Here is a 24430-nt window from a genome sequence, read left to right on the forward strand (position 1 = left end):
TCGAGCAATTGCCAGGCTGATAGCTCGATCAAGTGTCAGTTGTGGGCCCAATGGATAGCTTTTGAAAAAGAGAGCGAGAATATGCTACTCCGAAGAATGTTAGCGGCGTTTTCAGCCGACTATAGAAAAACAACCAGTGACCGTGTAATCAATGCGGAAAGGCCGTAAAAATTAAACGCGATGTGATCACCGCGAACCCAGCTATGAGAGTGCCATGTCATTCGTGAGTAGAAAAAAAATAAACTTGCAGAAAAATATCTGTCTAGAATTGAAAACGCTTGCGCACATTATCGCGGAAAAGGATGGGGCGGCAGCACTGTAAATTATGAGGTCCAACAAATACGAGATATTTGCCCAACGAAAGAGCCCAACATAGCCATCGATATAGGCGCCAACAAAGGAACGTACACACTAGAATTACTCAAGACTTATCCGGAATTAACAGTATTTCTATTTGAACCCTCATCCACGAATATTGATATACTTAGAAAGAAACTAGAAGCATCTAACGTGCGAATCGAGCCATTTGCTCTATCTTCATCTACAGGATCGGCAGTTTTATTTTCGGATAAACCTGGATCTTGATTAGCAAGCCTTACAAAACGCAGAGTGAAACATCACAAACTGGAATTTAACGTAAGCGAGCAAGTGAGGACATTAAGATTTGAAAATTATTGGATAGAAAAACTTCAAAAGGCCCATATTGATATTTGCAAAATGGACGTGGAAGGACACGAACTGGACGTTCTGTCTGGATTTGGAGAAGCAATACATCACATAGATGTAATACAATTTGAATTTGGTGGCTGTAACATTGATACTCGAACCTTTTTTCAAGATTTCTGGTACTTCTTTAAGGAGTACGACTTCGAAATTTATCGAATAACCCCGTTTGGGCCTACAAAGATCAAGAAATACACAGAAGAGCTCGAGTTTTTTAATACAACCAATTTCATAGCGAAGAAGATCTAATAATAATGAAATATCGCCTAGTGTTGCAGTGGAACAGTAAGTATCAACTGCCTCCGCGATTTCTTTACATGTCCAATCCACGGCAAAAAATGCAAACGCATAATCTGCTATCTGAGAAAACTATGTGGTAGTTGGTGAGTTGGGCTACTTGGTTTCACCATATTACTTACTATAATTCTGGCAGCACAGCCGTTCGAATTCACGGATCAAGATTGACATGATCGGTATGCAGTGCATCTCTTCTATGCCGCTTCAGAGTTCAAGGTCGCCTGCAAAATTGCTTCATATCGTTCGGTTATGGTTTCCCAGGTAAATTCTTTTGCCCACGCTTCCCGCCCCATCACCCCCATTTGGCACATTTCGTGCTGATGTGAAAGTGCGTATGTCATATGTTCCGCCAGTATTGCGGAATCAACATTCGTGTTGCCTACTTCATCTTTTTCACATGGACACAGATATCCCCCTTTGGTCCAACTCAAAATTTCCTCGGCATTTCCGACTGGAACCGTCAAAATCGGTGTTCCTGCTGCTGCGCTTTCAAAGAGCACCAATGGTGAGTATTCTGTCTTCGATGCAAATACAAAGAGATTGGATGTAAAAAGTAATTTTACGAGATCGCGTCTCTTGAGATCAGTTTCTATCAATTGAAACTTTCGCCTCAGCTTACACCTGATTTTGCTTACAAAAATCCGGTCCTCCTGGTTTCTCAAAACAATTTTATTAGGCAGAAGCAAGTTCAAGAGGATCTTTACACTCCTTCTAAGCTTTCGCATTAAACCCTTTTTTCTTTCATTCTTCTTCTTTGTGACAATATTACCGTTCAGAATTAGTGTTATCTGGGCCTCAGTTGTGTTCTGCATTCTGCTAAAGGCTTCTGCGACCTCAGCATGCCCTTTTTGACCGTTTCTCGCACCCACGGTCAGAAATACAAATGCCTCGGGAGAAATGTCTAGTTTCTCGCGGATATCATTATCCGCCGGATATCTGCCGAACTCACTTTCACTGGCTCCGTTCGGCACAACGGAATAGTTTTCCAAGCCTTCCTTTCGCGCAAAATCGATGTCCTGGTAATCGCTTGAGTAGAAGATAAGGTGGTCAATCTTTTTGAGTATATTTGGCATTTCCTCGTAATATTTCTGATAAAGCCCTCGGCGCAACCCAGAAAAACCACAAGGAATGAATACGGTTTTCATTCTTATTTCATCGAGAACCCCACAGGCAGCATCAAAGGTCCACTGCTGGGCGGCCTTTATCAAGAGTACATCCGCGTCAAAATTCTTTAGGAAAGATTGATATTCTTGAACTTCGCCATCCAAACCCTTGGCAAGATTGCCGGTGACATTGAACTCGACAATCTCCACTCCATTTATCGACCTTTCCTCACGCTCTGCGAGTTTGGTTGTCGCCACAGTCACCTCGTGTCCCTTTTCGACAAGACGTTCGGCAATCTGTTGCATCACCATCTGAACACCACCGACACTGGGGTAATAGAACTCACAACAAAAGAGGCATTTCATGATGCATCCTAAAGTCTAAACAGGGTGTTTTCTATTTTCGTTCTGTGGGAGAACGATGTTTCTTGGTCAATTCTACGATCTTTTTGTGGCGGCGCATCAAGTGCCGTCTCAACCGAAGTGCAAACGGCATGTATTGCGCAGGCCGTTCCACGATGAATTTTCTTATCAAGTCCTCAGATATTGCGCTTAGGTCTTGGTTGCTTGAACCACCGTCGCTCAGCAATGCAGCTACGTCCCGAATAATTTCAAACATCTTGGAAAAATTCGGACGCGGTGATAATAATTGGTATTGCTTATGATACCAGAGCGCCAAATCAGTTATTTCCGTTGAAGGGGAGGATTGGCCCAAAGCAAATGCGATGTTCTCACTTGCGATTTGAGCGATTTGCTTCGCAACATGAGTACTGGACAAGCTTCCCTCAGATTTCCGATACAAAATCATCCGGTCGGGCAGATTGGCGAGCTTAAAGCGACGAGAGATTCTTGACCAAAGTTCATAGTCTTCGGGAAAACGCTTGGAATCGAGAGTAAACAGGCCAACTTCCTTGAGCACCCTGCTAGGCAGCATGACCGAACTGGTCACAAAGGGATTATCGAACATCAATTCGAATCGTAAATGTTCATCTGCTAAAGGATGATTGTGACCACCACGGCTCAGGCCATTCCGATCGATGATGACCGATCTGCTGCCAAGAATTCCAACCTCGGTATGAGTTCTGAGAAAGGACAGCTGCTTTTCAAGCCGATGAGACGTAGATGAATCGTCATGATCTTGAAAGGCGATGAACTCTCCCCTGCTTTGCTTTATTGCCGTGTTGCGAGCTGCTGCTGCACCCCTGTTTTGTTGCCGCAAAAGCTTGATTCGCGAATCATTAATGCCCCCTACGACTTCTGCGGTTCCATCTGTCGAACCATCATCGACTACTACTATTTCAAAGTCTTGGAACGACTGAGAAAGAAGGGACTCGATTCCCGCTCGTATTGTCTCGGCGCCATTGTAGACGGGAACAACCACGCTGATCAGCGGAACAATCACAAGAGTTCCCAAGTCAATGGTATCAAATCTTTGGTATCATGCTTATCTGTCTTGAACCAACGCATTGGTGCAATGACGTGTTTCTCTTTGCGAGGATTCAACCAGGCGCCCCACCAACTGAATGTGCTGTTTGCTATGATGTGTGAATGGCAGGCTGCCATAAGATGCATATCCTGAGCGTCTTTTCCGTCGGATCTAGGTTCGACAAAAACTATCGGACTGGATGACTTTATGTTTTCTCGTGCCCATTTGGGATCATCGGAAAAAAGAAAGAAGGTCACACGTCCGAAACGATCCTCCATCTTCCTCATCGCAGTCCGGTACCAGTCTGTTTCGCAGATTCCATGATAGGCATTGGCTGTCGGATTGGTAAGGTAGTCTCCACGGCGTACATGAACGGAAATCGCTCGTTCGCTTCCCCGAATGCTTGTTAGAATCTGTTCACGCGACTCCGTTAGAGGCGTTGCCAGAGCAAAATCATTTCGTATGGCGTCGGCGATATCTGAGAAGTATTTCTCGCTCTGCCAGTATCCAAACAGATATACAGATCCCCTTAAGCTCAGAATAGAAGGATCGAACGCAAAACCCTTTTCCTTGACCGTCGCAACGGGATTCCCGCTTGTCCTCAGAACCCGCTGCACTTTGGCAAAAAATCCACCCTTGCGCCGTTTGGTCGGTATATCGCGCTTGGACGCAACCTCGGCCGAAATACGCAATTGGTCGAGACAATATGCATGCGTAGAGTATTCCTCCATGGAATATAGATCGAGCCTCAAAGTTTGCCCTGAGGCAAGTGCCAGACTTCTTCCCACGGCATACTGGAACATCTGATTCCCGAGACCGCCAATGATATGTGTAATGATCACGCGCTAATCCGCTATTTAGCAAGTTGACATAAATCGTTATTTACTCGGGGATTGCATCACGTAATTCGAATTCGTTCCAACACCGAGGCCAAGAGTTCGAATTCCTGCACGAGGGGGTAGTGGTGATTGCCGATGAAAAGGCCGGCCTGGTCTACAACCTCCGCGTTGGCCAAATTTCCGTGAATCGAATAATCGAACCACTTCAGCACCTCATTCTTAGTAAAGTTGCCAGCGACTATCGGGCGTGTGTCAATCTGTGCGTCACCAAACGCCGCAACCAGTTGCTCACGCCTCACGCCGGCATCAGGTTCGACAATCAAACTGAAACCGAACCAACTACTCTCGCCAATCTCTTTCTGAACCCGGAGGTAGGGATATTTCCTAATAAGCTGCAGAAACCGGTCGGCATTCTGCCGGCGTTCGCTAACAATTGTGGGCAGCTTACGAATTTGAGCGAGCCCCAATGCGCCGCTCATTTCAAGCGGCCTTACATTGTATCCCGGCAATATGAAGCGAAATGACTCTGCGAATGCATCATCGCTCTTCTCGGTGGTCACGCGATTTACTTTAGGGAGATTTCTAGTCCAGCCGTGCGCACGGAGTGCAAGAAGAACATGCCAAAGCTCTTCGTCATCTGTTACCACCATACCGCCTTCCATCGTTGAGATGTGGTGACTGAAGAAAGACGAAAAAGTCCCCATTAAGCCAAATGTCCCCGTTTGCCTGCCCTCGTATACGGCTCCCATGGACTCGCAGTTGTCCTCAAGAAGAAGAATGTCCCGATCGCCAATGATCTCCGCTATGCGGCCAAAATCGTTGGGATTTCCCAAAAGATTTACAGCCATGATGGCCCGCGTGTCCGAAGTAATTGCGGCTCCAAGTCTCTCCAGATCGTAGTTGAGAGTGTCTTTATCAACGTCCACAAAGCGAAGCTTAAGGCCATACTGATAGAGTGGGTAATATGTCGTGCTCCAGGACACGGCAGGCACAATTACTTCCGCACCGGGCATCAACGGCGACTCCGAACGATATCTCAACGCCGCGATCATGAGCAAGTTGGCTGATGAACCCGAATTCACCATTACGCAATATTTGCTTCCCATATAGTCTGCAAAAGCTCGTTCGAACTCCGAGACTTTCTGGCCCATGGTGAACTCGCCTGACTGGACTACGGACTGGATTGCCTCGTACTCTTCTTCATTCCACGCAGAATTGGCTAGCGGATAAGACATCTCATGCTTCCATTGATAAGTAGTATTCGTAAGTAGCGCGGATGCCGTCGCGCAAGCTGGTACGAGGGCCCCAACCGAACGCCTTTTGACGTGTAACGTCGAGCAACTTCCGCTTCATTCCAACCGGCTTGGAAAGGTCATGGCGAAATTCACCATTATATCCAATCACCTCAGCCGCTATACTATAGTATTCATCGACAGTATAATCGGTGCCGACTCCCATGTTCAGGAGTGAAGGCATATCGTCGAAACGTTCGATTGCAAAAAATATCGCATCGGCAAGATCTTCTGCCAGCATGAACTCGCGCCGCGCTGTACCGTCTCCCCAAATTTCTACAATGCGTTCACCGTCTTTGCGAGCGAGGTACAATTTGCGGATGATTGCTGGAACCATATGTGAAACAGACGGCTCAAATTTGTCGAAACGGCCATAGAGATTGCAGGGAATCACCGTTTTGTATTGAAGTTGCGGGTCTTCCCGCGTGACGTACTCGCAGAGCCGAGCTACAGCGCATTTAGCTATCGCATAGCCTTCATTTGTCGGCTCCAAGGCTCCGCTAAGTACCTGCTCCTCGCGCAGCGGCTCTTCCTGACCCCGCGGATACATGCAGGAACTGCCGAGATTGAGCAGGCGCTGCACGCCGGCCTTCCGACCGGCCAGAACGACGTTTTGCCCCATTGTCCAGTTGTCCGACAGGAACTGTACTGGGGAGCTTATATTGGCTTGTATCCCCCCGACTCGACCGGCCGCATGGATGATGATATCGGGCTTTGACCGCTCAATAAAATGACATATTTGTTCGAAGTCCAGAAGATCGACCTCTTTACTTCTTGGAGCGACCACATCCATCTCAAACTTCTTTGCAAGAGACACAATATTCCGGCCTACCATGCCGCTGCCACCGGTGAGAAAAATTTTCATCTGACGGTCATCCAAGCTGGCGTTTCTGATCGCGGCGCACCTCAGTTCCCCCTGCTCATGACAAGGAGATCACTCTCAACCATTTCCCTCGCCAGGTCCCGGACTGCGGTCTCGTGCCGCCAGCCGAGCTTCTGGTGTGCCTTGCTCGGATCGCCGATCAGTAGGTCGACTTCCGTCGGGCGGAAATAGCGCGGGTCGACCTCGACGAGAACCTTGCCGGTTGCCGTGTCGATGCCCTTCTCGTCAACGCCCTCGCCTTGCCATTCCAGCGTAAAACCCGCATCGGCGAAGGCCCATTCGACGAAAGTGCGCACGGGCGTCGTCTCTCCGGTCGCCAGCACATAGTCGTCCGGCTCGTCCTGCTGGAGCATCATCCACATGCCGCGCACATATTCGCGGGCGTGGCCCCAGTCGCGCTTGGCATCGAGATTTCCGAGATAGAGGTTCTTCTGTTTGCCGAGCTTGATGGCCGCTGCCGCGCGGGTGATCTTGCGGGTGACGAAGGTCTCGCCCCTCAGCGGGCTTTCGTGGTTGAACAGGATGCCGTTCGAGGCATGCATGCCATAGGCCTCGCGGTAGTTGACCACGATCCAGAATGCATAGAGCTTTGCGGCGGCGTAAGGGCTGCGCGGATAGAACGGCGTCGTCTCGCGCTGCGGCACCTCCTGCACGAGGCCGTAAAGCTCGGACGTGGAGGCCTGGTAGAAGCGGGTCTTCTTTTCCATGCCAAGGATGCGGATCGCCTCGAGCAGCCGCAAGGTGCCGACACCATCGGCATTGGCGGTATATTCCGGCGTCTCGAACGATACCTGGACATGGCTTTGGGCGGCAAGGTTGTAGATCTCGTCCGGCTGGGTTTCCTGGACGATCCGGATCAGATTGGTCGCATCGGTCATGTCACCGTAGTGAAGGAAGAAACGGGCGTTCTCCTCGTGCGGGTCCTGGTAGATGTTTTCGATACGTCCGGTATTGAACGAGGAGGAACGCCGCTTGATGCCATGGACGATATAGCCCTTGTCAAGGAGAAGCTGTGCCAGATAGGCGCCGTCCTGTCCGGTAACGCCTGTGATGAGTGCAACTTTGGCTCTGTCCGACATTCAATCCAGTTTCCGCTTTGTCTTGTATCGCGCCATTATACCGGGCGGTCCTGCGCCAACCACCCGACAGGCTTCCCCGCCCGCAAAAATCAGGCTTGCCCTGCGATATCCGAAGTCTGCGGCAAAATAAACCTCTGAACGCATCCGCCGGCCCGGCCACTCCGATACCACACTGGATTTATCGCCATTGTCTTGGCATAAACGGCGGGTCTCGCCTTGCCGGAACGATAATCCCACTAACCGCCCGCGAAAGCCTTTATGACGACCTCCCCGACAATAGACGTCCTGCTTGTTTCCGGGGCCCGGCCGGCCCTGCTCGGCAAAACTCTCGAGAGTTTTTCGGCCGGTCTTTTCAGGAATTTCGAAGTCGGGACGCTCTATGTCAACATCGATCCCTTCGAAGGCGGACCGGAGGAGGTTTCCGCCTGCGAGACGATCTGCAGGGATCACTTTCCCAATGTCGTGGCGCGGAAACCGGAAACGCCTCATTTCACCAAGGCCGTCCGGTGGCTTTGGCGCCAGCCGAGGGCGGAATGGTGCTTTCATCTCGAGGACGACTGGATCTTGAACCGCGAGGTCCGTGCGGAAGAGTTCCGTCAGTCGATGAAGACAAACGTCAGGCAGGTGAGCCTGATGACGAAAGAGAAGAACTGGGGATACAGATCCCCCTATCATTATGAACCCAGCCGCCTTAAGATTCTCGGCAGGGACTTCGGAAAAAGCCTCAACAGGAAGCGGCCGATCTTCACGACAAGCCCGAGTTTCATCCGCAGCGATTTCGCGGCGCGCTGTTCAGAGCTGATGGACGACAAGCTCGATCCGGAGAAACAGCTCAACTATCTCAATCCGGCACTGAACGACTTCACCGCCGGTTTCAGGAACCACTTCATCGGCGCCCGCCGCGAACATGTCGCCGTCGATATCGGCCGCCAGCACAGGGACGATCTCGGCATCGTCAAGGCGGTGGTCGATGGCAACAGCGTCTGGAGCCGGTCAGAGCCGTAGCCGCCGTCCGGGCCGATGCGCCATGGCGCAACCATCCGGCTGATCAGCTGAAATAGACGTTTCTCGTTGCTTCGGTATCAAAGTCGAAGCCGAAAGCTTCCACGTCGGATTTGTACCAGTCGGCCACGATCTCGATATTGCGGTCGCTGTAAAACTCCTTGAACCCTACGCCGGAATGCCGAGAGATATTCTTTCTTTCAAGGGTATCTTCCGCCCCAAGGTAGGCAGCGAGTTCCTGCCCGAGCCGCTCCTGCCGCAGGATGTTGACCGCGACCTTGCCCGCCTCGTCGATCACATAATCGACCTGCGGGTACCAGCCCAGGGAGGCGCGGTGCCAGAAATAGTCCTTGCGGCCCCATTCATGGCGGGTTTCGAGAAACTCTTCGAAGCCCTTCAGGGTGAGATCGAACGCCGCCTCGTGATCACCGCTGGTCTGCAGGTAGAACTTGAACCTGGAAAAGGTTCTTGCCCAGGGATTGCGGACCACCGCGAAAGGCACGGTGCCGGCACGTACCGAGCGGTCAATGTCGCGCAGGCGGGCATGTTCGTAACCCGGATGCAGGCCTCTTGAGCGCATGTAATTCATCAATCCGTCGGCATAGGCCCTGCTCTTCAGCCTGCGCCGGTTGGCAAGCACCAGTTTCCCCTGAAGCCCCGGTGCGTCGCGCAGGGCCATGCCGCCGTTCTTGGGGATGTGAACGAACAAGTGCTTCTTCGGGCCAAGACCCAGACGGGCCGGTGCGAATTTCAGAAAGTTCTTGATCTGGTATTCGTCCATTCTCTCGCACTCGTCCGGCGCACGCGTCGGGCGCACTCTTCGGCGGCCACCGGCAAAGGTGTGTTATGCTGCACGTCACCGCCTGAATTGAATCTGGTGGTGCCTTATCCCAATCCGCCAGGACTGTCCATTCATCGGCTCGCCGTCCAGATTGAACTGGACGGGTTCGCGGGTCTCGATGGAGATGTTCCGGGCCTTTGTCTGGATAAGGCCGTTGTTGACGCCGTCGACGCCGCTGTCGAGCAGGGTTGCCAGAAGATCGATCGCCCTTCCCGAGCTCGGAAAGGGCAGGATTGTCAGGTCGAGGAAACCGTCATCCAGTTTGGCGCGGGGACAGAGATTGATACCGCCGCCGGCGCGGCGGCCGTTGCCGATGGCCAGCGCCAGGAACGCCCCTTCCCAGGCGAAGCCCTCCGACTCGATCCGGCCCTCGCACGCCACCAGTTCCGAGAAGTGCTGCAGGCCGGTAAAAAGATAGGCTGCTCCACCGAGGATACGCTTGAGGTTGGGGTCGGTCTGCGCGGTCACCTGCGCTCCGAAGCCGCCGGTCGCCATGTTGACGAAAATACGGCCATTGACGTCCCCCAGGTCTGTCGGCTTGGGTTGGGCGCGGGCGGCAAAGCGCAGGCAGGAGGGAATGTCTGCGGGGTCCAGCTGGATATGAGAGGCGAAGTCGTTTGCGGTGCCGAGCGGCAGCACCGCAAAGGCAAAGGGCGGTTTCTCGCCGCTGGGAATTTCGTGCAGCGCCGCATCGACGATTTCCTGCAAGGTGCCGTCGCCGCCGCCGCTGACCAGCGTGTCGATCCGGTCGCTTTCATGATCATGCAAGGCTTCCCTGACAAGGCGGGCGGTATCGTCCGCCTCATAGGTGACCCGGACGGACACCTTGTGCCCCATGGAGCGGACGGCATCGACGGCGGCACGCACATCGATGCGGTCGGCGGATTTGCCATTCAGGATCAGGCGCAGATGCTGTGTGTCCAAATGCATCTCCCAAAAGGCAGCCGGACCGTCAGCCCGGCAACATGGATTCGCGCTTTGTCCGGGCGGCCCTGGCCTCTTCCATCAGCCATTGGCGGAACGCCGCCACGACGGGGCGCATGGTCCGGCCTTCCGGATAGACGAAATAATACGCTGTCTGCTGATCCAGGGACAGATCGAACAGTCGCACCAGGCGGCCGGAGGCAAGCTCCGCTTCCACAAAAAACCTTGGGATGAGCGCTGCGCCCGCGTGGTGGATCGCCGCTTCCGATATCATCACAAATTGTTCGAATCGTGCCCCCTGAAACGCCGTGTCGGTTTCCACGCCGGCAAGGTCGAACCATTGCCGCCAGGCGAGCGGACGGGTCGCCAGTTGCAGGCGCGGCACGCGGGCAAGATCGGCCGGTTTGCGGATCTGATGCCTGTCGCGAAAGGCACGTGAGGCGACGGGGACGACCTCTTCGTCAAACAGTCTTTCGGCGATCGCCCCGGCCCAGACCGGATCGCCGTGATGGATCGCGCCGTCAAACGGTTCTTCCTCGAAATCGAACGGCTGCAGGCGCACGCTCAGGTTCAGCCCGGCGTCGGGATAGCGGCGGCTGAAGTCGGCGATCCGCGGCGCCAGCCAGCGGGTGCCGAAGGTCGGCAGGACGGCCAGGTTCAGGACGTCGGCGCTGCCCGCATAGGACATCACCTGACGGGTGGCGGCCGTCATCTGCTCCAGCGCGCCGCGGATGTCGTGCAGATAGATGCGGCCGGCGTCGGTCAGCACGATCCGCTGGCGCACCCGCCGGAACAGTTCCACCCCGAGCCGGTCCTCCAGCTGGCGGACCTGCTTGGAAATCGCCCCTTGGGTCAGATGCAGTTCCTCGGCGGCGCGGGTGAAGCTCAAATGGCGGGCGGCACATTCGAAAGCGATCAGGGTATCCGCCGGCGGGACGAAGGCGCGCCGCATGAGAATTGCTCCACTTCATTCCAATTTGGCATGAATGATGGAGAAGCTTTCGCTTTTGCGCAAACGAAATTGGGACAAGACTAGAGAAAACAGAATGACCCTGGCCGCAAGCGGCTGCAAATCAAGGGCCGGATGGCCCGGGAGAGACACCATGGATGCACCGGCACAGACCAAGTCCTCGCCGTCGGGCGGCGGTACCTTCGACTGGCAGGATCCGTTCCGCCTGCGCGAACAGCTCAACGAGGACGAGCAGCTCATCCAGGACACGGCCCGCGCCTACGCCAGGGAAAAGCTCCTGCCGCGAGTGATCGAAGCCTACCGGGAGGAAAAGACCGACCGCTCCATCTTCAACGAGATGGGCGAACTCGGCCTGCTGGGCATCACCCTGCCGGAAGACTATGGCTGCGCCGGCGCGTCCTATGTGGCCTACGGCGTCGTCGCAAGGGAGATCGAGCGGATCGATTCCGGCTACCGGTCCATGATGAGCGTGCAATCGTCCCTGGTCATGTATCCGATCCATGCCTACGGCTCAGAAGAGCAGCGGCAGAAATATCTTCCCAAGCTCGCCAGCGGGGAATTCGTCGGCTGCTTCGGCCTGACGGAGCCGGATGCGGGATCCGATCCCGCCGGCATGCGCACCCGCGCCGACAAGGTCGACGGCGGCTACAGACTTACCGGCACCAAGACCTGGATATCCAATTCGCCGATCGCCGATGTCTTCGTGATCTGGGCGAAGTCGGAAGCCCATGACGGTGCCATACGCGGCTTCGTACTCGAAAAGGGCATGAAGGGGCTCAGCGCACCGAAGATCGGCGGCAAGCTGTCCCTGCGCGCCTCCATCACCGGCGAAGTCGTCATGGACGGGGTCGAAGTCGGCGAAGACGCGCTCCTGCCGAATGTTTCCGGCCTCAAGGGCCCGTTCGGCTGCCTCAACCGGGCCCGGTACGGCATTTCCTGGGGGTCCATGGGCGCGGCGGAAGACTGCTGGACCCGGGCGCGCCAATACGGGCTCGACCGCGAGCAGTTCGGCCGGCCGCTGGCGCAGACGCAGCTTTTCCAGAAGAAGCTGGCCGATATGCAGACCGAAATCACGCTGGGCCTGCAGGCCGCGCTCCGGGTCGGCCGGCTCTTCGACGCCGGCCAGGTCTCCCCGGAAATGATCTCGCTGATCAAGCGCAACAATTGCGGCAAGGCGCTGGACATCGCCCGCCAGGCCCGCGACATGCATGGCGGCAACGGCATTCAGGAGGAATACCACGTCATGCGTCACGCCCAGAACCTGGAAACCGTCAACACATACGAGGGCACGCATGACGTTCATGCGCTGATCCTCGGCCGTGCGCAGACCGGCCTGCAGGCGTTCTTCTAGAGCCCATTGGAGGCGATCAGCCTTCCTGCATTGCGGCGAACAAACCTGAATGCAGGTTGATCGGAGGAGACTTCATGGTGGACCGGACTGCGGATGTCGTCATCATTGGCGGGGCCGTCATGGGCTCTTCCACCGCCTGTCATCTCGCCCAGCGCGGGGATTTTTCCGGGCGCATCGTCGTCGTCGAGGCCGACCCGGCCTACGAGACCTGCGCCTCGGCCCGCTCGGCGGCTTCCGTGCGCCAGCAATTCTCCAGTGCCATCAATATCGAGATTTCGCTCTACGGCATCCGGTTTCTGAGAGAGATCGGCATCGCGCTCGAGGTCAACGGCGAGCGGCCGACGATCGATTTGCATGAAGGCGGCTATCTGTTTCTGGCGACGCCGGACAAGGTCGGCATTCTCGAAGAGAACCACACGCTTCAACAGCAGCTCGGCGCCGATATCGGCTTTTATGACCCGGCGGGCCTCAAGGCGAAATTCCCGTGGCTGGAGGTGTCCGATCTTGCCGCCGGCTGCCACGGGCTCAGCGGGGAAGGCTGGTTCGACGGTTACGGCCTGATGCAGGCGTTCCGCAGGAAGGCACGCGCCTTGGGTGTCGATTATCTGGCGGCGAGGGCGGAAGTGGAGCCGGACGGGACGGGCGCATGGCGCATAAGCCTCTCCAGCGGCGAGACACTGTCGGCGCCGGTGGTGGTCAATTGCGCGGGGGCGGCCGGCGGAACGGAAATCTGCCGCCAGGCGGGACTGGACGTTCCGATCGTTCCCCGCAAACGCTGCGTGTTCACCTTCGAATGCCGCGAGAAGCTGGAAAAATTTCCGCTCCTGATCGACCCGAGCGGAACCTATGTGCGCCCGGAAGGCACCGGCTATATCTGCGGGTCTGCCCCGCCGGCCGACCGGGATCCGGACTGCTCGGATTTCGACGTCGACCACGCGCTCTTCGAAGAGTATATCTGGCCGGTGCTGGCCGCCAGGGTTCCGGCCTTTGAGGCCATCAAACCCGGAGCCGCCTGGGCCGGCACTTACGACATGAACCTCTTCGACCACAACGCCTTCATCGGGGCCGTTCCCGGTCTTGACGGGTTCTTCCTGGCCCTGGGCTTTTCCGGCCACGGGCTGCAGCAGGCGCCGGCCGTCGGCCGGGGACTGGCGGAACTCATTGCAACCGGAGCCTATCAGTCGCTTGACCTGTCGCCCCTGTCGATCGAAAGGCTGGCGGCGAACAAGCCGATCGTCGAAAGAAACGTGGTGTGAGCGCGCGTCGACAGGACTGATGCGCGGCGATCTCCGGTGTCATCGGCTCCGGTCGGAACCGGCGCCAGGCTGATGTTCTGAAAATCGCGGAAGCCGTTTGCCCGCCGGCCTATTCGGCGACGAGAAGCGGCCTGGCCGGCTCCTCGTCTGTGTCATCGGACGCAGAGTCGGGGTCTTTCGGCAAATGCGGGGCACCGGTTTCGGCCGGTTCCACCTCTTCTTCAGCGGGCGTCGAGGCCTCTTCGTCTTCCCCGCCTGTTGCCGTCAGGGCTGCCTCTGCCGTTTCGGTGTCCTCACCGGTCCCGGGCTGGCCGTCCGGCGCGGCGGCCTCGCCCCGGCCATTGGCCGATTCCGAAACGCCGGTCCAGTCGACGAGCCTCGACAGGGAGTCCAGCAGCACCGCCTTCAGCGCGGCCATCCGGCTCTTGTCGGGTTCGAAGGGCGGCGATTCGTGCCTCAGATAGGCGCGCTGCGCCAGCAGCAGCGTTACGGCGTGGACGCCGAGGGCCGGGCGCGCGAAGCTGTGGGTGATGAAGCCGCCCTTGGTGTATCGGTCCACACTGACCGTATAGCCTTCCTGTCCCCTGAAGGAACCGACGAGCACGTTGCGCAGATCCGGATCGCAGGACCTGCCCTCCTCGCTGCCGATATTGACCAGCGGCAGATCCTCATCCGTCACGCCCTTGATATGCGAGCGCATGGACTGGCAGTTGACGAGGATCACCTTGCGGTGCTTGCGGAGCAGCCGGTCGATCTGCTGGTGCAGCGCCTTGTGAAAGGGTGCGTAAAACAACAGGAAACGCTGCTCCGCCTCGGTCGGACCCGGCTCCTCGCCCTCCTGGTAGACACGCTTGCCGTCCAGGGTCGTCGCCGGGCACAGAGCACGCGCGGGATCCATGGCCGCACTCACCGGGGTTTTCGGGTCCCGGTCCAGGTCGATGACGAAGCGGGAAACGTTGGAGCGCAGAACCGTCGCGTCCAGCTCCTTGTGAAAGTCGAAGACGCGCTCCAGGCGCCAAGCCAGATCGGCCTGCAGCTTGCCCGTCGCGTTGAGCCGATTGTAGACAGCCTTCGGCACATCGGTGCCGCTGTGAGGCAGGCACAGAACAAGCGGGCTTTGTCCTTCGTCAATCAGGATCATGCTGCAATGCCTAAACGATACGGCCGTCCGGATTCCCAGCTTGAAGAATTCACGTAACGGAAACAAGAATTTTTCTTGACAGTCTCGAGACACCAACCGCGATCGCAGGGCCGGTGTGAACCAGTTCCCCTCGACAATTCAATGCGTTACCGGCCGGTGTTCGTTTCGAGACCCTCGCAAGAAATCCGGACCCCGATTCACATTCTTAGGCTACCGCCTCCGCGCCGCACAATCAAGGATGGCGAACGAGCTGCCGGGCTGCAATGCCGCTCGGCCGCCGGTCCGGATGCACGTCATCACTTGAGCCTCACAACAGCGGCCGCCCCGCCTGTCTCTCTTGACGGAAACTGCGGTGCGGGCGATGCTCCGGACAAACCCTCCTCATGGCAGTCATTGCCGCGCCGCTTCCAGTCTTGGATCTGCATCACAGGGAAATCGCCATGTCGCTTCGCAACGGCAAAGAGTTTTTGATGATTCCGGGACCGACAAACGTTCCCGACGAGGTACTCAGGGCCATGCACCGGCCGGCGGTGGACATCTACGAAGGCCCGCTCGTAGAAACCACCGAATTCTGCATGGATGGCCTCAAGCGCCTGTTCCGGACGGAAGGCAAGACCTACATCTATGCCGCCAATGGCCACGGCGCCTGGGATGCGGCGCTGTGCAACACGCTGAAACGCGGCGACCGGATCCTTGTCCTGGAGTCCGGCCGCTTCGCGATCGGCTGGGGGGAAGCGGCCAGCGTCACCGGGCTGGACGTCGAAGTCCTGCCCGGGAACTGGGAGAAGGGCGTCGAACCTGATCGGCTGGAAGAGCGGCTCCGGCAGGACGCGGCACATGAGATCGCCGCGATCCTGGTCGTCCAGGTCGACACGGCTTCCGGCGTCTGGAACGACGTCGCCGCGTTGAGAAAGGCCATCGATGCGGCCAATCACCCGGCCCTGTTCATGGTCGACACGATTGCATCTCTCGGCTGCGTGCCGTTTGAAATGGACGCCTGGGGCGTCGACGTCGCCCTGACGGGATCGCAAAAGGGCCTGATGTGTCCGCCCGGCCTTTCCTTTGTGGCCGCGGGCCCGAAAGCCGACAAGGCCCACGAAACGGCTGATCTCAGGACCAACTACACCGACTGGACATTCCGGCAGGGCGCGGAGCATTACCAGAAGTATTGCGGCACGCCGCCGGAGCATCTCCTGTTCGCCTTTCGCAAGGCGCTGGAACTGCTGTTCGAGGAAGGCCTTGAGAATGTCTGGCGCCGGCATGCGCTGCTCGGTGAGGCAACGCGGCGCGCCATTGCCGAATGGTCCAAGGGCGGTGCGGTTCAATTCAACATCACCGACCCGGCGGCCCGTGCCGACAGCGTAAGCGTGATGCGGTTCAGCGAGGGAGATGCCGCCGCCTTGCGGGCGTTCACCAGGGAGGTCTGCGGCGTAACCGTCGGCGGAACGATCGGTGCGCTTTCCGGTAAGGGCATCCGCATCGCCCATATGGGCCACGTCAATGCGGTCATGCTGCTGGGAACGCTCTCGGCCATAGAGCTCGGGCTTGCCAGGTTGAACATTCGCCATGGCAAAGGCGGCGTCCAGGCAGCCATGGACTATCTCGCCGAAGCCCTTTGAGGGACGGCCGACCGGCCGTCAAAGCTTCTCCTCCAGGCGCGCGCAGATCGTCTTCAGCACCTCGATGCGCGCATGGCGCTTGTTTTCGGAGGAAACCGGCGTCCAGGGCGCATGAGGGGTGGACGTGCGGTCGATCATGTCGCCGGCCGCAACCGCGTACTGGTCCCATTTCAGGCGATTGCGCCAGTCATCGTCGGTGATCTTGTGCTGCTTGTAGCTGGTGTCCTCACGCGCCTTGAAGCGGCGCAATTGCTCCTTTTCGGAAATCGCCAGCCAGAACTTGCAGACGATGAAGCCGAAATCGGTCAGCTCCTGCTCGAACTCGTTGATTTCGTTATAGGCCCTCAACCAGTCTTCATGACCGGCAAAGCCTTCGACCCGCTCGACCAGCACCCGCTCGTACCAGGACCGGTCGAAAAACGCGAAATGTCCCCTTGGCGGAACGCGGCGCCAGAAGCGCCACAGATAGGGCCGCGCCTTTTCTTCGTCGCTCGGCGCCGAAATCGGATAGACCTTGTAGATGCGCGGGTCGAGAGGCTGGATCACCCGTCGGATCGCCCCGCCCTTGCCTGCCGCGTCGTTTCCCTGGAACACCAGCACCACGCCGGTTTTCGACATGGATTTCAGGTCGGAAAGGTCCGAGAGCTTTTTCTGATACTTGTCCTTCAGCTCCTCATAGTCGTTCTTTTCCAGCCTGGCGCTCAGATCGATCGTATCCACCGCCGTCTGGCGCTTCACGCCGCCGATAACCGGCGGTGCGGCCAGCGTGCGCGGTTTGCCGTCTTCCAGCTTCCGCTTCATGGCGCCGGCCACCGCCTCGGCAAGCGCGGCGTCGCGGTATTCGGGATCCTCCGAGGGAATGACGAACCAGGGCGCATAGCCCTTGCTGGTCTCCTGGATGAGCCGTTCTCCGGCTTCGCTGGCCTTCTCGTGGTTTTTCAGCGCCGCCCAGTCGGCCAGCACATGGCGGGCCGCGTTTTTCGTCTCGATCTCCTTCAGCCGTTCTTCCTGCGCTTGCCTTGGCAGGACGAACCAGAATTTCAGGATCAGCACATCTTCGTTGGCAAGCATTTCCTCAAACCGGAGGATACGGGCGAGCGCCTTTTCGAAGGCATCTTCGTCGATCCTGTCGAAAATCCAGTCCCTGAGGACGCTCTGGTACCAGCTGCCGAAGACGATCGCGGTATCGCCCCTGGCGGGCAGGTCCCGCCAGTAGCGCCAGAGCGGCGGGCGCAAGCGCGCCTCGTCCATCGGCTCGCCATAGGCATTGCAGATGAGATGGCGCGCATCCATCCAGCCATAGAGCCGCGCAACCGCCTCACCCTTGCCGGCGCCGTCCAGTCCGTCCACCAGCAGCAGTGTCGAAAAAGGCTGGTTCTCGATCACCGGCAACTGGGCGCCAAGCAGGGCCTCCCGCAGTTTCGGCTCCAGTTCCTTGAAGGTCTTCTTGTCCATTTTCTGCGGCAGAAGGGCGGATTCGAACATCGGGACCTCCATGAGTCGATGCGCTCAATGCATCTTGCAGCAGCCGGGGCGAAAAAACCACGTTCCGTTGTGCGTGAAGGCGATATTGAAGAAACCGATTTTTTCGCTATCGGATCAGCGAATGCGCGCCTATATGAAACGGTATCCAGATTCAGGATCCGGAAGCGTTTCAAATCCTGCTGATGGGTCCTGAGCCAGAGGCGGCGCGGCCGTCCGGAATTTGACCTTTAAATGCTTTTGACAGTCAACCCGACCGACGTCCGTGACCGAATTCATTGATCCCGTACTGACCTTTATCGCGGAAAATCCTTCGCTGGCAGGTCTGATCTGTTTTCTCGCCGCCATGGGCGAGGCATTGTTCATCATCGGGTTGTTTGTCCCGACGACCGTCGTCCTTGTCGGCGCGGGAACGCTGATCGGCCTCGGCAAGCTCGACCCGGTGCCGCTGTTCATCTGGACGACGCTCGGCGCCACGGTGGGCGATGCCGTTTCCTATTGGATCGGCTATGTGTTCAAGGACAAGATCAAGAGCATGTGGCCGCTTGCCAAATATGTCCACATCATCGAAAGCGGCGAGGCGTTCTTCAGGCGGCACGGCGGCAAGAGCGTCTTCATCGGCCGTTTCGTTCCCGGGGTCAAATCCGTCGTACCGGGAATTGCCGGCATGGCGGGAATGAACTTTGCCCGCTTTACCGTCGTCAACGTCACCTCCGCCTTTGCCTGGACGGTGGCCCATATCGCGCCGGGCATCATTGCCGGCTCCGCCCTCGACGCGATCGGCCAGATCAGCACGCGCCTGGCGCTTGTCCTCGGGGCACTGCTGCTGATCATCTTTCTGGCCGTGATGCTGGGCCGCTGGCTGATCATCATCATCCTGCCGCTGTTTCCGAATGCGCACCAGGTGATCATCAACTGGTTCGCGCGGCGCCGGGATCCGGTCTCCCGATGGATCGCGCGCAATTTCGATCCGGCCCATCCGCGTTCCGTCGGCATGCTTGCCTCGGCGCTGCTGCTGCTGGTCACCATGCCGACCTTTTTCTGGGTGATCGGCGAAGTCGCGCCGGGCGAGCCCATGGTGCGGGCCGACATTGCGATCCGGAACCTGTTCGACAGCCTGCGCACACCCGGCGGCGACCGGATCATGGTCTTCATGACCACGCTCGGCGACGGAATTGTCGTCACCTTCGCAACGGGGGCCGTTGCCGCCTACCTGTTCTTGCGAAAGGCCTGGCGGCGGGGCACCGGCTTCGTCATCGCCATGGCGGGCACCGCCCTGTTCGTGCCGCTGCTCAAGCTGATGCTGCACCGCTCGCGTCCGATGGAGCTCTATACCGGCGCCGACGCCTACAGCCTTCCCAGTGGCCATGCCACGCTCAACGCGGTCCTGTTCGGCATTTGCGCCGTGCTCGTGGCGCACGATCTCAGCCGTTGGGCCAAGGCGGCCATATTCACCGTGACGGCAACCCTGGTGATCACCATCGGCTTTTCCCGGGTCTATCTCGGTGCGCACTGGATGTCCGACGTCCTGGCCGGCCTGCTTTTCGGCATGGCGATGGTTTCCGCCTTCGCCTTCGTGTTCGGCCCGATTCACAACGAGAAGATCGGCCGGACCACGGTTGCCGCAATCGTGGTCCTGACAGTTGCCGCCTTTGGCGGCTGGCATCTTTCACAGAACTACCAAACCGCCCTCGTCACGTATGAGCCGCGCACGAACAAGGAAGTCATGACCCTTTCCGGCTGGCTGGAAGATCACTGGCGGCTCGTCCCCGAGCGCAGGATCGAACTGGACGGCGGCACGGAAGAACCGCTGGTGATCCAGTATTTCGGCGATCTGGACCGCTTCGCCGAAACGGCCGGGCGCGCCGGCTGGCAACCGCCGCCGAAATGGTCCCTCACAACGGCGAGCGGGTTTGTCGAAGGAGAGACGCCGCCGGACTCCCTGCCGATCCTGCCGCGAACCCAGAACGGACGCCAGCCCGTGCAGGTTCTCATCCGCAACGATGCGGGCGAGACCAAGAGCGGACGATGGGTGCTGCGCCTGTGGCCGAGCCGCTACGAGATCCTGAAAGACGGACAACTGCATGCGCTTTATCTCGGCAGTGTGGTTCACGAAGACATCCTGCGGCCGATGGGCGAATTCTCCGGTCCGAGGACGAATATCGAAAAGCCCGACCCGGCCGACAATCCGGCCCTGCTGCTTTCCGGTGCCGTCACCCGTGAACGCGCAGACGGGACCGAAGTCGTGCTAAGCTTCGGCCCGGCAGCGCCCAAGGGGACGAACATCACCAACGCACCGGACCGCTCGGTACCAGTTCAAAGTGACTGAAACCCCGCTATTCCTCTAGGGTATGGCCCCATGAAATTGAACGCACTGGCGTCAAAACGGCAATGAGCAGGGAGGAAAAGTTCGCAGGTCGATGCTTGTGCATCGGCCAAGGGCTTTGACGCTGCTGCTCGCAGCCGTTTTGGCGTCCGTCGGATCTCTCTGGAGCGGACCAGTGCATTCAATTTTATGGGGCCATACCCTGGGATCTGTAGCTCCCTGCCGGGCGTTTCAGAAATGGGTTGATACTTTCTTCTTATATTCATATATACGAAACTAATGTAATAGAGGGCCATCATGACCGACTTCACACCCCTGACCAGTTTCGCCGGAGGGATCCTCATTGGCGTTGCCGCCGTTGCGCTCATGGCCGTCCACGGACGCATTGCCGGTATCAACGGCATCCTGAGCGGTGTTCTGACCGCACGGTTCGATCGTGACTGGGCCTGGCGCGCCGCCTTTCTCGGAGGAATGGTCGCAAGCCCGCTTGTCATCGTTGCACTGACCGACCGGTTGCCCGAGATCGAGATCCCTTCCTCGCCCGCCCTTCTGGTCGTCGGCGGCTTCCTGACCGGCATCGGCACCACCTACGGCTCCGGCTGCACCAGCGGCCATGGCGTGTGCGGCATGTCGCGGCTGTCCGCCCGTTCCATCGCCGCAACCGTCACCTTCATGGCAACGACCGCCGTCACGGTCTTCGTAACCCGGCATATCTTTGGAGCCTGATCGGATGAAACTGCTTTCCTCTTTTGCCTTCGGCCTTGTGTTCGGAGTTGGTATCCTGATTTCGGGCATGGGCAACCCGGGCAAGGTTCTCAACTTTTTCGATGTCGCGGGCACCTGGGACCCAAGCCTCGCATTCGTGATGGGCGGTGCCCTTCTGGTAACGGCAATCGGCTACCGCCTCGTCTTCAGGATGGAGCGTCCCGTGCTGGCGTCCTCTTTCAGCCTGCCCACGAAACGGGAGCTGGACATGAAGCTTATCGGCGGGTCCGCTGTCTTCGGGATCGGCTGGGGACTGACCGGCTTCTGCCAGGGCGGCCTCATTCCGGTGCTCGGCATCGGCCTGACGGGCCCACTCCTGACACTGGCGGCCATCGCGGCCGGCATTGTCGCCGCCAGATGGGCTATGAGCCTGAGCCGGCGCGGCACCACGGTTAAGGCCTGAAACCACACAGGGAGACATTCTATGAGCCAGTCAAGCAATTCGGCCAACTATCCGATCGAAATGACCCTCAAGCCGGACGTCAAAGCCTTCTTTGATCCGGCGACGAACACCATCAGCTACGTCGTCAAGGATCCGGATTCCAGTGCCTGTGCCGTTGTCGACAGCGTCATGGATATCGACTATGCCGCCGGCCGCATCACCTATGACCATGCGGACGAGATCATAGCCTATATCCAGGAAAACGACCTGAAACTGGAATGGCTGATCGAAACGCATGTTCATGCGGACCACCTTTCGGCGGCCCCCTATATCCAGCAGAAGCTCGGCGGCAAGCTCGGTATCGGCGAGAACATCACCGTCGTCCAGGAAACCTTCGGCAAGGTCTTCAACGAGGGCACCGAGTTCCAGCGGGACGGCAGTCAGTTCGACCGGCTTTTCCGGGACGGCGACACCTATCAGATCGGTGGAATGACCGCCTTTGCCATGCATACGCCCGGCCACACCCCCGCCTGTATGGTGCATGTGATGGGCAATGCCGCTTTTGTCGGCGACACGCTGTTCATGCCAGACGGCGGTTCGGCGCGCGCCGATTTCCCCGGCGGTGATGCCGGCACGCTGTACGATTCCATCCAGAAAGTGCTCGCCCTGCCGGACGACATGCGCCTCTTCATGTGCCACGACTACGGCCCGAACGGCCGCGACATCCAGTGGGAAACCACGGTCGGGGCCGAAAAGGAGCACAACATCCATGTGGGCGCCGGCAAGACCAGGGAAGATTTCGTCAAGTTCCGCACCGAACGCGATGCGCAACTGGACATGCCGAAGCTGATCATCCCCTCGCTACAGGTGAACATGCGCGCCGGAAAGCTGCCGCCCTCCGACGAAAGCGGCAAGACCTTTCTGAAAGTGCCGGTCAACGGCCTCTGATTCAAACAAGAATGCGATCAGCTACCGTGCATTCGGGCGAGCCAGCCCGAATGCCGGCTGATCCCAACCGGTAGGAACCGCCATGACGATCAAGGCGATCAACACACAAATCTCGGTCTCCCCGCAGATCCGCCCCGAAGATATGGCGGACCTGGCGCAACAGGGATACCGGTCGGTGATCTGCAACCGCCCGGATGGCGAGGGAGCGGACCAGCCCTCCTTTGAGGAAATCGAAGCTGCCGCCCGGAAATTCGGTCTCGAAACCCGCTATCTGCCCATCGTTGCCGGCAAGGTGCGAGACGAGGACGCCGTCGCCTTCGCCAGGCTGATGGACGAGTTGCCCAGACCCGTCCTGGCCTATTGCCGGACCGGTACGCGCTCGGCGACGCTCTGGTCGCTTTCCGAGGCAAATACGCTGCCGCTGGCCGATATCCTGTCCCAGACCAAAGCGGCGGGCTACGACATGGCCGGCGTCGTGCGCCGGATTGCCAATGGCGGGCGCACACCGACGGAGACGGTGGAAGATGCCCGCTTCGACATTGTCATCGTCGGAGGCGGAGCGGCCGGCATCTCGGTCGCGTCCAGCCTCCTGGCACGCAAATCGGACCTGGAGATCGCCATCATCGACCCGGCCGATGTGCATTACTACCAGCCCGGCTGGACGATGGTGGGCGGCGGCGTGTTCGAGGCCTCCGATACCGCCAAGACAATGGGATCGCTCATCCCCAGGGGCGTGCACTGGATCAAGTCGGCGGTTGCCGCCTTCGAACCGAAGGACAATGCCGTCATCCTGGACGGTTGCCGGGTGGTCAAATACGGCCGGCTTGTCGTCTGCCCGGGCCTGAAGCTCGACTGGCACCGTGTCGAGGGCCTGGTGGAAACGCTCGGCAAGAACGGCGTGACTTCGAACTACCGTTACGACATGGCGCCCTATACCTGGAAGCTGGTTCAGGAAACCCAGTCCGGCAAGGCGCTGTTCACCCAGCCGCCCATGCCGATCAAATGCGCCGGAGCCCCGCAAAAGGCAATGTATCTGTCGGCGGACCACTGGCTGAAGACCGGCAGGCTCGGCGATATCGATGTCCAGTTCATGAATGCAGGCGGCGTGCTGTTCGGCGTCAAGGACTACGTTCCCGCCCTCATGGATTATGTGAAACGCTACAGCATCGACCTGAATTTCTTTCACAACCTGATCGCGGTCGACGGGCCGGCCAGGAAAGCGGTGTTTGAAGTGAAGGAGCCTGAAAAGGATGTTCGCCAGGTCGAGTTGGACTTTGATATGCTCCATGTGACGCCGCCGCAGACGGCGCCCGACTTCATCCGCGTCTCGCCCCTGGCGGAGGCCGCCGGGTGGGTAGACGTCGACCAGACGACGCTGCGCCACAAGACTTTTGAAAACATCTGGTCGTTGGGGGACGTGATGAATGCGCCCAATGCCAAGACGGCCGCAGCAGCGCGCAAGCAGGCGCCGGTGGTTGCCGAGAACATTGTCGCCGACATCAACGGCCACAGCGCAACGGCGCAGTATGACGGCTACGGTTCGTGCCCGCTCACGGTGGAGCGCGGCAAGATCGTGCTCGCGGAATTCGGCTATGGCGGAACGCTGTTGCCGAGCTTTCCGCGTTGGCTGGTGGACGGGACCAGGCCAACGCGGACTGCATGGTTGCTGAAGGAGCGGATACTGCCGCCGATCTACTGGCGCGCCATGCTGCGCGGCAAGGAATGGATGGCAAAGCCGGAAAAGGTTTCCGCCGCACGGGAAAAGGCGCCCGCAGCCTAGG

Annotated in this window: 22 protein-coding genes; 11 read left to right on the forward strand and 11 right to left on the reverse strand. The window is 58.1% G+C overall.

Translation table 11 applies throughout. The annotated features are described in order from the left end of the window. The first annotated feature begins 384 nt into the window (after window positions 1–384). Together ON753_RS26850 and ON753_RS26855 are read left to right on the forward strand one after the other, a co-directional pair. Window positions 385–585 (forward strand): class I SAM-dependent methyltransferase, encoded by a 201-nt coding sequence (locus tag ON753_RS26850; protein WP_418068010.1) that lies wholly within the window; start codon window positions 385–387, stop codon window positions 583–585. A 24-nt stretch (window positions 586–609) separates the two neighbouring features. Beyond that, window positions 610–972: an FkbM family methyltransferase gene (locus tag ON753_RS26855; RefSeq protein ID WP_377047125.1), complete on the forward strand. Its 363-nt coding sequence runs from the start codon at window positions 610–612 to the stop codon at window positions 970–972. A gap of 242 nt (window positions 973–1214) precedes the next feature. Here the strand turns inward: ON753_RS26855 and ON753_RS19575 are convergent, their stop codons facing one another. From ON753_RS19575 to gmd, 6 genes are read right to left on the reverse strand one after another with little or no spacing between them, the layout of a single operon-like run. Next, window positions 1215–2489: a glycosyltransferase family 4 protein gene (locus tag ON753_RS19575; protein WP_265964632.1), complete on the reverse strand. Its 1275-nt coding sequence runs from the start codon at window positions 2487–2489 to the stop codon at window positions 1215–1217. Between the two features lie 31 nt (window positions 2490–2520). Then, window positions 2521–3525, reverse strand: coding sequence for a glycosyltransferase family 2 protein (locus ON753_RS19580; protein WP_265964633.1), 1005 nt, complete (start codon window positions 3523–3525; stop codon window positions 2521–2523). Further along, window positions 3522–4391, reverse strand: a complete 870-nt coding sequence (locus tag ON753_RS19585) for an alpha-1,2-fucosyltransferase (protein WP_265964635.1) — start codon at window positions 4389–4391, stop codon at window positions 3522–3524. Before ON753_RS19585 ends, ON753_RS19580 begins: the two co-directional genes overlap by 4 nt. A gap of 56 nt (window positions 4392–4447) precedes the next feature. After that, window positions 4448–5623 (reverse strand): DegT/DnrJ/EryC1/StrS family aminotransferase, encoded by a 1176-nt coding sequence (locus ON753_RS19590; protein ID WP_265964637.1) that lies wholly within the window; start codon window positions 5621–5623, stop codon window positions 4448–4450. A gap of 1 nt (window position 5624) precedes the next feature. Next, window positions 5625–6545: a GDP-L-fucose synthase family protein gene (locus ON753_RS19595; RefSeq protein ID WP_265964639.1), complete on the reverse strand. Its 921-nt coding sequence runs from the start codon at window positions 6543–6545 to the stop codon at window positions 5625–5627. 41 nt (window positions 6546–6586) lie between these two features. Next, window positions 6587–7642 (reverse strand): GDP-mannose 4,6-dehydratase, encoded by a 1056-nt coding sequence (gene gmd / locus ON753_RS19600; RefSeq protein WP_265964640.1) that lies wholly within the window; start codon window positions 7640–7642, stop codon window positions 6587–6589. Window positions 7643–7900: 258 nt separating this feature from the next. On the opposite strand from gmd, the gene ON753_RS19605 reads away from it, so the two are divergent. Further along, window positions 7901–8647 (forward strand): hypothetical protein, encoded by a 747-nt coding sequence (locus ON753_RS19605; protein WP_265964642.1) that lies wholly within the window; start codon window positions 7901–7903, stop codon window positions 8645–8647. Between the two features lie 43 nt (window positions 8648–8690). Here ON753_RS19605 and ON753_RS19610 read toward each other — a convergent pair whose 3' ends face one another. From ON753_RS19610 to gcvA, 3 genes are all read right to left on the reverse strand, one after another. Continuing rightward, window positions 8691–9425, reverse strand: a complete 735-nt coding sequence (locus ON753_RS19610; RefSeq protein WP_265964643.1) for a hypothetical protein — start codon at window positions 9423–9425, stop codon at window positions 8691–8693. Window positions 9426–9500: 75 nt separating this feature from the next. Next, window positions 9501–10409, reverse strand: a complete 909-nt coding sequence (gene yegS, locus ON753_RS19615) for a lipid kinase YegS (protein WP_418068001.1) — start codon at window positions 10407–10409, stop codon at window positions 9501–9503. A 28-nt stretch (window positions 10410–10437) separates the two neighbouring features. Then, complete coding sequence (gene gcvA, locus ON753_RS19620; RefSeq protein ID WP_265964648.1) at window positions 10438–11361, reverse strand: transcriptional regulator GcvA; 924 nt, start codon at window positions 11359–11361, stop codon at window positions 10438–10440. A 151-nt stretch (window positions 11362–11512) separates the two neighbouring features. On the opposite strand from gcvA, the gene ON753_RS19625 reads away from it, so the two are divergent. Together ON753_RS19625 and ON753_RS19630 are read left to right on the forward strand one after the other, a co-directional pair. Beyond that, a complete protein-coding gene (locus ON753_RS19625) occupies window positions 11513–12730 on the forward strand; it encodes an acyl-CoA dehydrogenase (RefSeq protein WP_265964649.1) in 1218 nt (405 codons plus the stop codon). Between the two features lie 74 nt (window positions 12731–12804). Next, window positions 12805–13986 (forward strand): NAD(P)/FAD-dependent oxidoreductase, encoded by a 1182-nt coding sequence (locus ON753_RS19630; RefSeq protein WP_265964651.1) that lies wholly within the window; start codon window positions 12805–12807, stop codon window positions 13984–13986. Window positions 13987–14095: 109 nt separating this feature from the next. Here ON753_RS19630 and ON753_RS19635 read toward each other — a convergent pair whose 3' ends face one another. Then, window positions 14096–15127, reverse strand: a complete 1032-nt coding sequence (locus ON753_RS19635) for an N-formylglutamate amidohydrolase (RefSeq protein WP_265964654.1) — start codon at window positions 15125–15127, stop codon at window positions 14096–14098. A gap of 440 nt (window positions 15128–15567) precedes the next feature. Between ON753_RS19635 and ON753_RS19640 the strand changes: the two genes are divergently transcribed. Beyond that, the gene (locus tag ON753_RS19640) at window positions 15568–16746 is read left to right on the forward strand and encodes a pyridoxal-phosphate-dependent aminotransferase family protein (protein WP_265964656.1); all 1179 of its coding nucleotides are present in this window, start codon (window positions 15568–15570) and stop codon (window positions 16744–16746) included. Window positions 16747–16764: 18 nt separating this feature from the next. Here the strand turns inward: ON753_RS19640 and pap are convergent, their stop codons facing one another. Continuing rightward, entirely contained in the window at window positions 16765–18231 is a 1467-nt protein-coding gene (gene pap, locus ON753_RS19645; protein WP_265964659.1) for a polyphosphate:AMP phosphotransferase, read from the reverse strand. 262 nt (window positions 18232–18493) lie between these two features. Here pap and ON753_RS19650 point away from each other — a divergent pair, with 262 nt between their 5' ends. The 5 genes from ON753_RS19650 to ON753_RS19670 all read left to right on the forward strand — a co-directional run bounded on the left by ON753_RS19650 (window position 18494) and on the right by ON753_RS19670 (window position 24429). Then, window positions 18494–20557: a bifunctional DedA family/phosphatase PAP2 family protein gene (locus tag ON753_RS19650; RefSeq protein WP_265964660.1), complete on the forward strand. Its 2064-nt coding sequence runs from the start codon at window positions 18494–18496 to the stop codon at window positions 20555–20557. A 294-nt stretch (window positions 20558–20851) separates the two neighbouring features. Then, the gene (locus ON753_RS19655; protein ID WP_265964662.1) at window positions 20852–21280 is read left to right on the forward strand and encodes a YeeE/YedE family protein; all 429 of its coding nucleotides are present in this window, start codon (window positions 20852–20854) and stop codon (window positions 21278–21280) included. Window positions 21281–21284: 4 nt separating this feature from the next. Beyond that, entirely contained in the window at window positions 21285–21722 is a 438-nt protein-coding gene (locus tag ON753_RS19660) for a DUF6691 family protein (RefSeq protein ID WP_265964665.1), read from the forward strand. Window positions 21723–21743: 21 nt separating this feature from the next. Continuing rightward, window positions 21744–22649, forward strand: a complete 906-nt coding sequence (locus ON753_RS19665) for an MBL fold metallo-hydrolase (RefSeq protein ID WP_265964667.1) — start codon at window positions 21744–21746, stop codon at window positions 22647–22649. Between the two features lie 82 nt (window positions 22650–22731). Then, the gene (locus ON753_RS19670) at window positions 22732–24429 is read left to right on the forward strand and encodes a bifunctional protein tyrosine phosphatase family protein/NAD(P)/FAD-dependent oxidoreductase (RefSeq protein WP_265964669.1); all 1698 of its coding nucleotides are present in this window, start codon (window positions 22732–22734) and stop codon (window positions 24427–24429) included. Window position 24430: the final 1 nt, after the last annotated feature.

Source organism: Roseibium salinum, from assembly GCF_026240905.1.
Classification (GTDB): Bacteria; Pseudomonadota; Alphaproteobacteria; order Rhizobiales; family Stappiaceae; genus Roseibium; species Roseibium salinum.

Bases quoted from the DNA above. Each gene is read 5' to 3' on its own strand.
- ON753_RS19575 (WP_265964632.1), bottom strand. From the start codon at position 2,489: ATGAAATGCCTCTTTTGTTGTGAGTTCTATTACCCCAGTGTCGGTGGT.
- ON753_RS19590 (WP_265964637.1), bottom strand. From the start codon at position 5,623: ATGTCTTATCCGCTAGCCAATTCTGCGTGGAATGAAGAAGAGTACGAG.
- ON753_RS19595 (WP_265964639.1), bottom strand. From the start codon at position 6,545: ATGAAAATTTTTCTCACCGGTGGCAGCGGCATGGTAGGCCGGAATATT.
- gmd (WP_265964640.1), bottom strand. From the start codon at position 7,642: ATGTCGGACAGAGCCAAAGTTGCACTCATCACAGGCGTTACCGGACAG.
- ON753_RS19605 (WP_265964642.1), top strand. From the start codon at position 7,901: ATGACGACCTCCCCGACAATAGACGTCCTGCTTGTTTCCGGGGCCCGG.
- ON753_RS19610 (WP_265964643.1), bottom strand. From the start codon at position 9,425: ATGGACGAATACCAGATCAAGAACTTTCTGAAATTCGCACCGGCCCGT.
- gcvA (WP_265964648.1), bottom strand. From the start codon at position 11,361: ATGCGGCGCGCCTTCGTCCCGCCGGCGGATACCCTGATCGCTTTCGAA.
- ON753_RS19625 (WP_265964649.1), top strand. From the start codon at position 11,513: ATGGATGCACCGGCACAGACCAAGTCCTCGCCGTCGGGCGGCGGTACC.
- ON753_RS19630 (WP_265964651.1), top strand. From the start codon at position 12,805: ATGGTGGACCGGACTGCGGATGTCGTCATCATTGGCGGGGCCGTCATG.
- ON753_RS19635 (WP_265964654.1), bottom strand. From the start codon at position 15,127: ATGATCCTGATTGACGAAGGACAAAGCCCGCTTGTTCTGTGCCTGCCT.
- ON753_RS19640 (WP_265964656.1), top strand. From the start codon at position 15,568: ATGTCGCTTCGCAACGGCAAAGAGTTTTTGATGATTCCGGGACCGACA.
- pap (WP_265964659.1), bottom strand. From the start codon at position 18,231: ATGTTCGAATCCGCCCTTCTGCCGCAGAAAATGGACAAGAAGACCTTC.
- ON753_RS19655 (WP_265964662.1), top strand. From the start codon at position 20,852: ATGACCGACTTCACACCCCTGACCAGTTTCGCCGGAGGGATCCTCATT.
- ON753_RS19660 (WP_265964665.1), top strand. From the start codon at position 21,285: ATGAAACTGCTTTCCTCTTTTGCCTTCGGCCTTGTGTTCGGAGTTGGT.
- ON753_RS19665 (WP_265964667.1), top strand. From the start codon at position 21,744: ATGAGCCAGTCAAGCAATTCGGCCAACTATCCGATCGAAATGACCCTC.
- ON753_RS19670 (WP_265964669.1), top strand. From the start codon at position 22,732: ATGACGATCAAGGCGATCAACACACAAATCTCGGTCTCCCCGCAGATC.